Source organism: Vibrio pomeroyi (assembly GCF_024347595.1).
GTDB classification, from domain to species: Bacteria; Pseudomonadota; Gammaproteobacteria; order Enterobacterales; family Vibrionaceae; genus Vibrio; species Vibrio pomeroyi.
Genome location: NZ_AP025507.1, coordinates 1492734 through 1505936, shown reverse-complemented (window position 1 = coordinate 1505936; position 13203 = coordinate 1492734). Strand labels below are relative to the sequence as shown.

12 protein-coding genes and 1 pseudogene are annotated in these 13203 nt (G+C 43.6%); 11 read left to right on the top strand and 2 right to left on the bottom strand.

Features of this window, described 5'->3' with window-relative positions:
* The first annotated feature begins 26 nt into the window (after positions 1 to 26).
* Positions 27 to 824 (top strand): helix-turn-helix transcriptional regulator, encoded by a 798-nt coding sequence (locus OCV12_RS22695; RefSeq protein WP_261886249.1) that lies wholly within the window; start codon positions 27 to 29, stop codon positions 822 to 824.
* A gap of 15 nt (positions 825 to 839) precedes the next feature.
* On the opposite strand, the gene OCV12_RS22690 is transcribed toward OCV12_RS22695, so the two are convergent.
* Positions 840 to 2033, bottom strand: coding sequence for an MFS transporter (locus OCV12_RS22690; RefSeq protein WP_261886248.1), 1194 nt, complete (start codon positions 2031 to 2033; stop codon positions 840 to 842).
* Between the two features lie 133 nt (positions 2034 to 2166).
* Here OCV12_RS22690 and OCV12_RS22685 point away from each other — a divergent pair, with 133 nt between their 5' ends.
* From OCV12_RS22685 to OCV12_RS22645, 9 genes and pseudogenes are all read left to right on the top strand, one after another.
* Complete coding sequence (locus tag OCV12_RS22685) at positions 2167 to 3498, top strand: D-serine ammonia-lyase (RefSeq protein WP_261886247.1); 1332 nt, start codon at positions 2167 to 2169, stop codon at positions 3496 to 3498.
* A 160-nt stretch (positions 3499 to 3658) separates the two neighbouring features.
* Positions 3659 to 4432 carry a hypothetical protein gene (locus OCV12_RS22680; RefSeq protein WP_261886246.1) on the top strand — a complete coding sequence of 258 codons (774 nt, stop codon included), beginning with the start codon at positions 3659 to 3661 and terminating at the stop codon, positions 4430 to 4432.
* Positions 4433 to 4728: 296 nt separating this feature from the next.
* The gene (gene trpS, locus OCV12_RS22675; protein ID WP_261886245.1) at positions 4729 to 5751 is read left to right on the top strand and encodes a tryptophan--tRNA ligase; all 1023 of its coding nucleotides are present in this window, start codon (positions 4729 to 4731) and stop codon (positions 5749 to 5751) included.
* A gap of 205 nt (positions 5752 to 5956) precedes the next feature.
* A complete protein-coding gene (locus OCV12_RS22670) occupies positions 5957 to 6313 on the top strand; it encodes a hypothetical protein (RefSeq protein WP_261886244.1) in 357 nt (118 codons plus the stop codon).
* Between the two features lie 184 nt (positions 6314 to 6497).
* Positions 6498 to 7172 (top strand): annotated as a pseudogene (locus OCV12_RS22665) (PPC domain-containing protein); the annotation flags it as partial.
* Between the two features lie 200 nt (positions 7173 to 7372).
* Positions 7373 to 7750 carry a VOC family protein gene (locus OCV12_RS22660; RefSeq protein WP_261886243.1) on the top strand — a complete coding sequence of 126 codons (378 nt, stop codon included), beginning with the start codon at positions 7373 to 7375 and terminating at the stop codon, positions 7748 to 7750.
* A 135-nt stretch (positions 7751 to 7885) separates the two neighbouring features.
* A complete protein-coding gene (locus tag OCV12_RS22655; RefSeq protein ID WP_261886242.1) occupies positions 7886 to 8317 on the top strand; it encodes a hypothetical protein in 432 nt (143 codons plus the stop codon).
* A gap of 352 nt (positions 8318 to 8669) precedes the next feature.
* On the top strand, positions 8670 to 9530 hold the full coding sequence (locus tag OCV12_RS22650; protein ID WP_261886241.1) for a delta-class carbonic anhydrase: 861 nt from the start codon (positions 8670 to 8672) through the stop codon (positions 9528 to 9530).
* Positions 9531 to 9875: 345 nt separating this feature from the next.
* Entirely contained in the window at positions 9876 to 11057 is a 1182-nt protein-coding gene (locus OCV12_RS22645) for a C45 family autoproteolytic acyltransferase/hydolase (RefSeq protein WP_261886240.1), read from the top strand.
* A gap of 147 nt (positions 11058 to 11204) precedes the next feature.
* Here OCV12_RS22645 and OCV12_RS22640 read toward each other — a convergent pair whose 3' ends face one another.
* Complete coding sequence (locus tag OCV12_RS22640; protein ID WP_261886239.1) at positions 11205 to 12122, bottom strand: LysR family transcriptional regulator; 918 nt, start codon at positions 12120 to 12122, stop codon at positions 11205 to 11207.
* A gap of 258 nt (positions 12123 to 12380) precedes the next feature.
* On the opposite strand from OCV12_RS22640, the gene OCV12_RS22635 reads away from it, so the two are divergent.
* Positions 12381 to 13139: a hypothetical protein gene (locus OCV12_RS22635; RefSeq protein WP_261886238.1), complete on the top strand. Its 759-nt coding sequence runs from the start codon at positions 12381 to 12383 to the stop codon at positions 13137 to 13139.
* Positions 13140 to 13203: the final 64 nt, after the last annotated feature.

Below are 13203 nucleotides of genomic sequence, written 5' to 3'. Positions count from 1 at the left end.
GAAATACAACCAAACAAGGGGATGGGATGAATCATCAATATCAAGTGACAGTCTTTCGCGCTGAGCAATTACAGAAACTGCGCAATGTGAGGATTCTATCCCCTAGTATTATTCAGATAATCACAGGCAGTAAGCGCCTGTTTTGGAAAGAGTCGGCAGCCGAACTCACACATTCAGAGCTGTTGTTGTGTGAAGCCTCGGCATCATTGAGTTTTGAGAACATGCCTCACAAAGGACGCTTTCTTTCCCGTGTGTTCAGTTTTCAATTTCAGCCAACTCAAGCGATGCTCGATTTAAGTGAGCTTCGATCAGGTGAATTGGAATTGCCGACCATAGAAGCTGACCGGAGTTTGCAAGATTCGTTGAACGCGTTGTTTACGTTTGATCGCCAAAGCATGAGTGCAGCAACCCAGCAATTTTGGTTGCAAGGCTTGTATCAGCAACTGGCGGAGAAGGGCGTATTGCACCGGCTGTTTATTAGCTCAAACGTTTCGTTTAGCCAAAAGCTCAGCCACTACCTTTCCCACTCTCCAGACGAGAAACACCCGTTAGAGTCGGTAGCGGAACGCTTTGCGATGAGTCGTACTACGTTGATTCGCAAACTTAAGCTTGAAGGCATGCAATATCGTGAGGTTTTAGCGGAAGTCCGCTTAAGTCACGCACTGTATTTGATGCAGAATGGCCAACAGAATGTAGCGATGTTGGCTCAGTCTTGTGGTTATCAATCTGAAGGGCGTTTTAGCCAACGCTTTAAAGGTAAGTTTGGTTTATCGCCGAGTGAATACATTAAGACAGTTGCGAGTGATAGAGTCGCAACGCCTTAATAATTCTTCTACTGATTAAACGCTGACCTTTGTATCTCTTGCGGCGAGTGCGGCAAAAATCGTACATGCGAAGGCCACGCCAGCAATGAATAGAATCGGGACGCTCCAAGAGCCCGTTTGTGAATGGAGTTTACCCACCAAAGTCGGGCCCGTCGCCGCTAGGGCATAACCAATACCTTGAGCCATACCAGACAACGAAGCCGCTTGGCTGCTGTTTGATGTACGCAAGCCAACAAAAGAGAGCGCGATAATAAACGTAGAACAGTTGGCTAAACCAAAGAGTCCTACCCAAAATATCGCAAAGTCTGGTAAGTACAGCAGGCCAATCAATCCAATAAACACACTCGAAGTACAAAGGATAATCAACCATCGTTGATTATTACTCTTACCTAAGAACGGCAGTAACAGTAATCCTGGAACCATGGTTGAAAACTGAAGGAATCCGTAAATGTAACCTGCATCGATCTCGCTGTAGCCAAGATCGTTCAAGATTTGTGGTAACCAACCCGCCAAAGAGTAGAAGGTAAATGAGTTAAGTCCAAGTGCCAATGTTACTTGCCAAGCGACGCCACTCTTGATCATCTTTTTCATCGGTACCGGATTTTCTTCGTTCTGTTTAGTGCTTTTAGAAGAAGAACGCTTGGTGATTTTAGGGAGCCAAATCATCAAGGCCAATAGTGGAAATACGAGGTTCATCAACAGTGCTAACTGCCAACCCGTCAACGTGAACAAGGTCAGTTCTGAAAATGGCACCATCAAACTAGAGCCCAATGTCGATCCAATACCCATCGTAAAGATATACAAAGAGGTCACCGTTGCGATGCGTGTTGGGAAGCTAATTTTGACCACAACAGGAAGCAACACATTACCAATCGCTATACCAAGACCAATCATCACGGTGCCGATATATAAAGTCGGAATAGGTCCAAAAGACCGCAGCGTGATACCAGTGGTAATTAAGACCAAAGCCAACAGCAAGCTAGGTTCAAGCCCAATTCGCTGAGATATTTTGGTAACGAGTGGCGAGAACAGGGCGAAGGTTAATAGTGGTAAAGCCGTTAAGAACCCAGCAGCAGAAGAATTAAGGCTGAGTCCTTCCATAACCTGAGAAAGCACCGGAGCCAAGCTCGTAAAGGGCCCTCTAAGGTTAAGTGATAGGAATAGAATCCCTAAAATGACGAAAATGCTGGTACGAAGTGAGGCGCTCATAGGTTGTTCTACTGTTTGCTTATGAGAAGACAGGCTAGCCTACAGATCATTGAATGATTACACAAATACCGTTTAAATAGGGTTACTAATGATTGAACCTGCGCAGTATGCGCGTTACCAGAGAAGGTCACCCATGACTGTATTGAATGTCGACAAGCTAATCTCAGACTTCCCATTGCTTCAACGATTAATAGCTCTCGACGAAGTGGCTTGGTTTAACCCAAACATCACAACGCTAGAACAGGGTTTACCTTATGTAGGTTTGGGCGAAAAAGACATTCACGATGCAAGCCTGAGGTTACAAAGGTTTGCGCCTTATCTGGCAAAGGCTTTCCCTGAAACTCAAATCACCAATGGCATTATTGAGTCTGAGCTTATTGATATCCCAGCGATGAAATCAGTATTGGAAGCGCATTATCAGTTACCGATTAAAGGTCGTTTGATGATGAAAAAAGACAGCCACTTGCCGATTTCAGGATCAATCAAAGCGCGTGGCGGCATTTATGAAGTATTAACCCACGCCGAGAAATTAGCGCTTGAAGCGGGACTATTGAGTGAGAGCGATGATTACAGCAAGCTGCTAGAGCCTGAGTTTCTAGAGTTTTTCCAACAGTACAGCATTGCCGTAGGCTCGACAGGTAACCTTGGCATGTCCATCGGTATTATGAGTGCCAAGCTTGGGTTTACGGTATCGGTTCACATGTCTGCTGATGCGAGAGCATGGAAGAAGAACAAACTGCGTGAGCATGGCGTCAATGTGGTCGAGTACGAACAAGATTACGGTGTAGCGGTAGAGCAAGGACGTAAAGAAGCAGAGCAAGATCCCCGTTGTTTCTTCATTGATGATGAGAATTCTCAAACCTTGTTCCTTGGTTATTCTGTGGCGGGAGAGAGGCTCAAACAACAATTCGAACAACAACAGATTATCGTCGACAAAGAGCACCCATTGTTCGTTTACTTGCCATGTGGTGTTGGTGGTGGCCCCGGTGGTGTGGCATTTGGTTTAAAGATGGCTTTTGGTGATGATGTTCACTGCATTTTTGCTGAACCAACTCATTCGCCTTGTATGTTGTTGGGCGTTCACACTGGTTTGCATGATGAAATTGCAGTGCAAGATCTGGGTATTGATAACCTAACAGCTGCAGATGGTTTGGCGGTGGGGCGGGCTTCTGGTTTTGTTGGCCGAGCAATGGAACGTTTATTGGATGGTTATTGCACATTAACCGATGAACGTATGTATCAGTTGCTAAGTGAATTGAATCAATCCGAAGGTATTCAATTAGAGCCTTCTGCATTGGCTGGTATGCCGGGCGCAGTACATGTCGAACACAACCGAGAATATCTGGAAAGGTTAGGCATCGATGATTCTAAGCTAACCAATGCAACGCATCTTGTTTGGGCGACAGGCGGCGGTATGGTTCCAGAGCAAGAAATGGCAGCGTATTTAGGGAAGTCTTCGTTATAAATTGAATATAAAGCGGGTGCTAGTAGCTGTTTTATCCGTTTAAATGAAACAATAACTTGCGCAGATCGTTACCTAAAACACAGATTTTATAAATTGGGCTTCATGCTTGTTATCACTGTCAGTTAGGTTGAGTGGCAATCAACTTGATAGGGATACAGCGATGCTAGCACAACAACTAAATACACCACAAAAACTCTTACAACGGTTAGATGCCATTGGGGAATCTTTAAGATCTTCTGGTAAGGCGCATGCTTTGTTGGGGCTTGGCTCAGTTGGCATTGAAACAGAGCGACTGGATCAATACTCAGACGTCGATTTCTTTGCGATAGTGCAGACTGGACACAAGCAGTATTTCTTAGACAGTTTGCATTGGTTATCTGATATCAACCCAATCGACTACGCGGTAAGAAATACGGTCGATGGTTATAAAGTACTTTATGCCGATGGGATATTCTGTGAGTTTGCAGTATTCGAACCACATGAATTAGCGCATATTCCGTTTGCGGAGGGGCGAATCGTTTGGCAGGAAGCTGACTTTGATACTCAGTGTTGTGTGCCTCCAATAAAAGCTGCTGCACAACCCAATTCTCAGGCATGGATTATAGGAGAGGCGCTAACTAACCTTTACGTGGGTATGTCTCGCTATAACCGAGGTGAAAAGCTTTCTGGGAGCCGTTTTGTTCAATCTTACGCGCTTGATCGTTTGATCGATCTTGTGGATCAAACAGAAAGCTCACAACCTGAATTTGTCGATGAGTTTATGTCTGATAGAAGGCTAGAAGCGCGCTTCCCTAAGTTTGCTCAGCTACTGCCAACCTTTACTCAAGGCTACGAACGCACGGCGGAATCGGCTCTGGCACAGCTTGAATTTTTGAATGCTCACTTTAACGTCAATGAAGCTATGCGCTCTAGAATTATTGATTTATGTAATTAATACATTTACTTACGATATTCACCTTCAATGGTTTCTGTTTTATAACGCATCGAAAACTGGTTTCGGTACGTTAGTTTTATTACCTACCAATAAAAGGGTTGTCGTTAACCTATATTGTTGGTAGGTTTTAATAATGAAATTTACTTCTGCTTCAACTTCAATTTTCTTCTGGTGGTGCTCTATCTAGAGCAGCACGGAATACTCACATTCTTTAGCTGCTGGAAGGTAGTTAAGAATGTCACCAAGAATGTCGTCTCTTTTTATCTCCAGTAGCTTTTATTACTTGGAGATACCCCATGAAAACACCTCAAAACACGAACAAACCGGAAATCATTCTGACTGGCGACCGAGCTACCGGTCCTTTACATCTAGGTCACTATGTTGGTTCACTTCAGCAGCGTACTTCGTTACAGCATATTCACGACCAAACGATATTGGTTGCCGACATGCAAGGGCTTACCGACAACGCTCATAATCCTGCCAAGGTTTCGTCTAACATTCTTAATGTGGTGGCTGATTATCTAGCGGTAGGTATCGACCCAACAAAAACCACGATTTGTCTTCAATCACAGTTACCAGCACTGGCTGAACTCACCATGTTCTACAGCAACCTTGTTTCTATTGCTCGTTTGGAACGCAATCCAACTGTTAAAAGTGAGATTCAAAACAAGGAGTTTGGTCGCTCAATTCCAGCTGGTTTTCTGACTTATCCGATTTCGCAGGCGGCTGATATAACGGCGTTCAACGCCACCTTGATTCCTGTCGGTGACGACCAGTTGCCAATGCTAGAACAGACCAATGAGATCGTGAGAAAAGTTAACTCGCTCGCGGGCAAGCCAATCTTAAATGAGTGTAAACCCTTGCTGAGCAATGCCTCTCGTCTTCCGAGTACTGACGGCAAAAGTAAGATGTCTAAATCAATGGGCAACGCTATTAACCTTGGCGCGACCGAGAAAGAGATTCGTACCGCAGTGAAATCCATGTATACCGACCCAAATCATCTACGAATCGAAGATCCTGGCAAAGTAGAAGGGAACATCGTGTTTACCTACCTTGATGCTTTCCATACTGACGCTCGCTACGTCAATGAACTAAAAGATCACTATCGCAGAGGCGGGTTAGGGGATGGCCAAACTAAGAAGGTATTGGAAGAGTGTCTGCAAGAGATGATCCGCCCGATAAGAGCGCGCAGAGCCGAACTGTTGGATGACAAAGCGCAACTCATCGATATCTTACGCCAAGGTACGCAAGTCTCGAGAGAAAAAACGGAAGCTGTTTTGTTTGATGTAAAGGGCGTGTTTGGTCTGAATATACTCTAATTTATAGGTCAATTCTGCGTTTAAGGCTATGATTATCAATGATTTTTATGTGGACTATATGTAAATAAAGTCAATTAAATTGAATGGGAATAATAATTAATTTATAAAGTCGTTTTTATGATGGTACTTGTCCCTTGCTTGTTGTTTTTTATTCGAATACAACCGAGAGAGTGGACAAGACCTTGCCTTCAAATGATGGAAATAAATGAAAACGAAACTATTACTCCCAATTTTACTTTTACTCTCGGGCTGTTCTGACGTTGTCAGTGATGAGTACGCAACTTACGAACTGGCTCAACAGGATCGTTTGTTTGATAGAGGCTGGTTACCCGATATCTTGCCTAGCTCGACGTCGCAGATTGAAGTCAATAACGATTTAGACATCAATACCTCTGAGGGGAGTTTTGTGATCAACGAGCCTCAGCTATCTGAGTTCATCGCTAATCTGATGCCAACTTCGTCCAAGGGTGAATATCATTTTACCGAAGACGACAAAACTTGGGCGTTTAAGGTAGAGGGCAATAGCATCATCACTTACACACTCAATAAAGCTAAAGACTAAGTCTCAACCTACACCTTAACCAATACACACCGCCAACACACTTTCATCATTGTTTTGCTCGTTACCTTGTTTAGTGAATGCGGGAGTTTAATTTTATGATGGTGAGTTGGCGCTGTTATTTGAAAATCCATATCGAATCTTAATCCCGTAACGATTTGAAGCATAAAATTTCTGGATAATTTTGGAAGGTGCCAACGGGGTGTGCAAAGCCGCTGAAAAGCTAGGTTATGAGACCTCTGCAGTGAAATCTGCGTTTAACGAAGTGGGTATTGATGTGCAAAACTGTGGTTCTGATCAGCCAAATCCGAACCCTAATCCACCAACACCAACACCAACACCAACACCCGGCGTAGTGGAACTAGAGATAAACGTGCCAACACCAATTGTAAGTGGTGGTGACGACCAGCAACAGTTCGTTCTAAAGAATGTACCTGGAAGTGATGCTTGGATTCAGACTTATCATGGTTACGGTAACGTTGACTTGTATGTCGCAATCGGCCGACCTGCGTCACTAAGCGACTACGATTGCTCTTCTACCAACTCAGACAACAATGAATATTGCGGTTTTGGTGGTGTGCAAGGTGAAGATATCTACGTGCTGGTGGACGGTGTTCAAAGCTCAATGGATGCTTACGTTGCTGTTAGCGCAGAGTTTGAATTACCTCAGCCAGAGCCTCAACCAGAACCTGAGCCACAAGGCTTGTGCGATAACCTTCAAGAGTGGAATCCAAATTACTATTATCCAGCAGGAACAACCATTCAATATTATGGCAACAGATTCACAGCGTCTGCGGATAACTGGGGAGCTGACCCGTTCAACAATTATTGGTACTGGGTATTTGAAGGTGCTTGTTACTAGCTAAAACGACTTAAAGTGATTTAAGTTAGCTAAAACTGATGAGAAGGGAGCGCAGTCTGTGCTCCCTTTATTCGTTCAAAGTGAGAGGTGAAGATGTATGCTGATCTTGTGTTAGCACGTTGGACATTAGAGTATGTGGCTAAGGCTTATTCGGCAATCAGCACGCAATATTCAGTAACGATGACACAAGGATGATTAATTTGGAAATCAGTCATTTAGATCACTTGGTACTAACCGTTAAAGATATAGAGATAACGGTAGATTTCTATCAGCGCGTATTAGGTATGAAGCCTATCCAATTCGGTGAAGGTCGCGTGGCGTTGTCATTTGGTAATCACAAGATAAACCTTCATCAGTTAGGTAATGAGTTCGAACCAAAAGCAAAGCGCGTGCAAGCGGGAAGTGCTGACCTTTGTTTTATTACCAATACACCAATGATTGAGGTAATCGAACATATCAAAGCGAACGAAATAGAGATAGAAGAGGGGCCTGTGCCGCGAACCGGGGCGACGGGTAAAATTGTCTCTGTTTATGTTCGAGATCCTGATGGTAATCTGATTGAGGTTTCTAACTATTAGGTTCTAGCTTCAACCTGCACTTCTTGCTTTATCTTTCGGAACAATAAACTGCGCTCTTAACTCACTTGATACTGGATGTAGAGAGATAAATAAATTACAATCGAACAATGTTTTATTAATTCGAGCCTTATCGTCATGGTGCGAAACCTAATCACATTCATCGTAAGTCTGTTTTTCTTAACGGCTTGCTCTACAACGAGTAATGAGCAGATCGATGAGAAGACGTTGAGCAACGAACACGCTCTGTCGAACAGTGTCGAGAAGGATACGAATCTAAATGGTGTTTCGGACTCTATTGATGAGGCCAATGAGGCCTTAGTTCAAGATACTAGTGCCAACGTTAAAGCAGAAGCAGAAAATGTTTCAGAAGCGGTTGAAGAACCTGAAGTACACTCATCTCAAGTAACAGCGAAACAAGATGAAGTCGAGACCGACAATGAAAAAGGACTGGGAAGTTACCTATTGCTCAACAACGAACCGACTAAGAAAGTCATCAAATCGCTCGAGGGAGTCACAGACACCTTGAACGTTCTGACCTTCGGAATATTTGCCACAGGCCACGGTTAATCGAATAGCTCTTACTGAGTACATCCAATCATTAGAGAAGGCGAACCATATGGTTCACCTTTTTATTTCAAATGCTTATCCATCGTTATATTTTAATTCATATTCAACAAGCCCGTTGGTTTGCGTCAACAGACAGTCAATAAAGCAGGTATTTGTTTGTTCTGGAATGGAAACGCCGTATTTACGCTGTTCGACTTGTTATATGCATCGAGTGTTTTAATACTCCTCCCAAAGTAAGCAACGAAATCTAATCTTACAAAGACAGTGTCTGATATTCACTCGAGAGCATAGTAGTATGTTTGGCGTGAAATCCGTTATTTAGGTTTAGTTATCAATATTCTAGGGAAGAGATATGAAGAATAAGAGTGCATTTTTAAGCGTCGCGATGGTTATGTTGGCGGCTCAAGCAAACGCTTCTGACGTGAGCCATGAGTCGGTAGCAGACAGTGTCATCACCGAACAAAGAGCGAACCTGTCTGAAAACACGCAAGGAAAAGGTTTTGGCCCACAAGCGCCACGCGATTTAGGTTCAGCCGAAGGAACAAACGCTCGATTGTTTTCGGATGCGCCAGGTTCAACCGCCATGAACCTATGTAATATCCACTTCCATAAGAACGCAGAACACAAAGGTGGCGAGTTTACCCAATACGCAGGCAACGGCGATGGTAAGGGCTTCCAGAGTGGTTTTAAATACACAGGTAAGTTGAGTGATGCAGAGCTTAAACCATTTGAGGATGAGGTTTGTCCAAGCGAACATGGCTCTTTGCATTCGGGCGACACCATAGAAGTGCATTACGTGTACTCAACGGCACAAGTAGAACCGGGTGAAACCCTTGGTGCTTGTTTCAACGATGCGATTACCAATCCGCAACTGCGTGTTGAGACCCAAGTTTATGTGTTAGTGAATGACAACAAAGCACTCGACTTCGAAGCATTGGCTAAGCACTCAAAAGTGAATGGTTTGCACCAAGCAACCAACATCCCACAAAACACTGGCTCAGCGATTCAATACGCAGGTTCAACAACGGGTCCTGGTTATAACGAGCAAGGTTCACCTTTCCAAGTCACATGGAGCGTTCGTCCACAAGTAGCGAAAGTAAACATCGCGACAGTGGGGAACTGGTGTGAAGGTAATGACTTTAATGAAGACCACGCTCACGGTGTGCGAAACTTGGTGGTTAACCCTGAGTTGTTGTCACCAATGGCGAACTAATCTTGTTACCTTGATTGGTACTCAATATTTTGCAGAGGCGAGCCACTAGGTTCGCCTTTTTATTTGGCTAAATCTTTTGTTGGCGACGTGCCTAATTATAAATTTGGTCAACCTCTAGCTCTATCTATTCTCTCAATCTGTTTCTCTTTCTTTCTTCTGCGATTCCAACTCATCTACCGATGTGACTGCGCTTCTGCTCGATGACCTCTGATCTCATATGTTCGTGCACTTCACATTTGGATGAGTTTCGTCCGTCATATTGAATTATTGGTATTTAAAAATCGTCCATACAATGACCCCATCGCAAAGAAGCAAACCAACTTACTTAGATAAATAGAGGTCATTATGAACACTTCAACACTTACTACTAAAGCTCAATTTGAAAACGGCACAATGTTTGAAACTAGTGAGGAAATGCTATACGTTCTTCAGCTTAACGGCAGCTGGTATGAAATGGGCAAGCAGTACGGAAACCTGTCAAAAGAGCACATGCAAGCGATGTACGACGTTATTGTTCAGCCTGAGTTTGATAAAGGGTTAATCAGTCAAAAAGAAGCGTTTGAACTGTTTGGCACTCGCGTTTTCGCAGCACTTTCTTTACGTCGTAAGCAATACTTCCAAGGTGTCGCTGATGGTCTGGGCTGGCCTCTGGAAAAAGTCATCGTGCTAGACCAAAGCGGTCCAATGGCGATTTACCTTGGAAAGTTACACTCGTTCTCTGGTTGTTCTTCGTTAGCAACTTGGGGCAAAAGTACGGTCGATGGTCATTCGGTTGTTGGTCGTAATATGGACTGGAGTGATGTGTTCCTAGACTTTCCAATCTATACCACGGTTTATAATCCAACAGACGGTTCAAACGGATTAGTGAATGTGAGCTGGCCAGGTTGGCAGTGGATGGTTACTGGCTTTAACGACAAGGGTGTGTATACCGATCTGCATGACGGTACATCAATGGGCGGTAATATCGTATCGCTAGAGAAGCCATCTTTCCTAAATTCAGTTGTCGATTACATGGTGGAGTCTGATTCGATCGAAGCTCTTAGTTCACGCTTTCAAGCGTCACGTACCGATATTGCATCGATCTGGATGTTAGCGGATAAAAGCGGCCAAGCTTGCGCTTACGAGAATACAATCCAAGAAAACAGAAAGCGTATCAGCGATAAAGATGCTAGCTCGTTCGCGACGGTCAACACGTTTTTAAACCCAGATTGGGGTTTGGGTATTCGTGAAACTCAAAGCTTTTCACTGAAACGTCTTGATAACTTAAACGCACGCCATCAAGACCTGTGCGGTCACATTGACGCTGAAGTAATGCGTAACATCTTTGATTTACCACTATATAACGAGGATGGCAGCTTCAAAGATAATGGCGGTGTCACTAAGCCAATCAATCAAGATGTGGATTTAACCAACTACCAAGTCGTCGCTGACTTAAATGAGCTGCAAATGTGGGTCAAACTGCCTGCGCTTGGCAATGATACCAGCTGGGCTCATATTGATGTGAAGTCTTTGTTTAACAACAATTAATCTATCAGTGCTCAGATAATCATGCAGGTGAATACAAGCTAGTGACAAGTGACTATGTTGCGAACTTAATAAAAGGTGATCCTTGTGGATCACCTTTTTTGATTTTGTTTCTAAAGCTTGAGCTGATAAAGTCTAAACTCGTTCCGTCTATTTAGATGGGGTTTGTAACGACATAAAGTGCTCAATGTAGGCATCTGTCGCTGTTATGATCGACTTTTTGATTACCATAATTTGCTTCGAATGTGGGTTCCAAAGCGCAAACGAGAACTTCATTCCGATTTTCAATTGGTCTACTTCCAATGCTTCCAAACTTTCAGTTACATAGGGTGATTCTGACAACACTTTAGGCAACCATGCCCAACCAAGTTCGTCCTGAACCAGCTTTATAACCAAGGCAAGCTGATCAACTTCTTCATGTATGGCTGATACCAAGAGTTTATCTTTCATGCCTTCATCTTTAAAAGCACTTAAAACAAACTGGCGTGTAGTGCGTAAAGCGGTCAATGCTTCAGTCGGTGAAAGCTGGGAGAGTTTGCCTCCCTTTTTGACGAACGGCAAAAACTCGATATGGCCAATAAAGGTCGAGTCTTTACTGTACATTCCTTTGCCTTTGTCGATCATCACTAAGCCAAAGTGAATATCGCCACTTGCCAGCCCTTGTTCAATCTGACTCTTTGACCTGACTAGAAAGTTGACCTTCATATTCGGGAAGTCTTGGTCGAGTTGAGCTCGTATCGAAGAGAGTAGGCGATGTGGGGTCATACTAGGGTAGGCAAAATTGATGCTTTCTAGCCCACCGTAAGAAAGGCTTAATGCAATGTTATCGAAGATGCGAGATTGCTCAATCGCGGACTTAGCATAGTGGTAAAGAAGCTTGCCGTCTTCAGTAGGCTCCACCGTACGGCCTATGCGCTCGAATAACTCAACAGCTAACACATCTTCAAGGTTATTGATAACTTGGCCTGTGGTTGTGCGGTGCTTGTTTAATCGGGCTGCTGCTTTGCTGAATGACCGTTCTTCGTAAACGGTCACAAAGGAGAGTAACTGTTCAATACTAAAATTCATAGGCTGTACTCAATCATTAGGGCATTACATAAACCTATCAGATATTTGCAGGATTAGGTAATTCATATGTCCAACTATGATGTGCGTAATGCGTAGGATTCAGCACTTCGTCGTATCTTTTATTTGGATGTGTTTCATCCGTCCTAGCGGAGTTTTAGATAGATCAGTTCCATTCAATAATGTCGGTGTACGGAAACGAGAGCCAACGGCTCGCTTATTCATAGGAGAGTGATAACTTAACTTACACTGGTATATATAATGATTAACCGCAAAAAACTTTCTCTATCTATTCTTTCAATTGTAGCGACAACATCTTTGTTCGCAGCGCATTTATTCGCAGAAGACGCTGAACCGAACCCGTCGGACTTAACGGAAACGAGTACCTCAGCTTACTTTGGTATGAGTAACCAAGGCGCTGTAAAGGGCTCAATATCTGGAGATTTTCATTTTGATAATGGGCAAACCGGCATGCTTACCGTCGAAGGAACAATGACTAAAGAGGGGAAGTATTCCGACAGTCGAGTTCAATATTTCCATGTTTTTTCAACAGAGAACAAAATTGTTCCAAGAGCGGCTTTATCGCTAGATGTTATTGATAACTCGATGTTTACTTCAGCGTCTTTGGGCGGAGTCGCTGCGATTGATACCGGGGTTAAAGGGCTGCAGCTATTCCCACGCTTAGGCGTATTGGCTGGTGAATATTCCGATGCATCAATTTTGTCGTTTCACGCCGATAACAAAGAAGCGTTCGGCGGGTCAGCTGCTTTCTATATGATGTATCAGTTGGGGGAAGATGGTACTTATATCGGGGCATGGCCAGAGTACAATTATTTAAACGGTGATATTGAAACGTCGATGCTTAAATCAACATTAATGATCGCAACGCCTTTCTCTAATGATAAAACTCGATGGGGTCAACTGAGAGTCGATAACACCACAGGTTATATGCAGTCCGAAATTCGTTCGATTGATATAGACGATACGGTTGTTTGGGCCAACTACAAATTCTATTTCTAACTTTTAATGTATAACCGGAAAGGCAGCGTTAACAACGCTGCCTTTTTAGTTGTTGGCGTGTTCA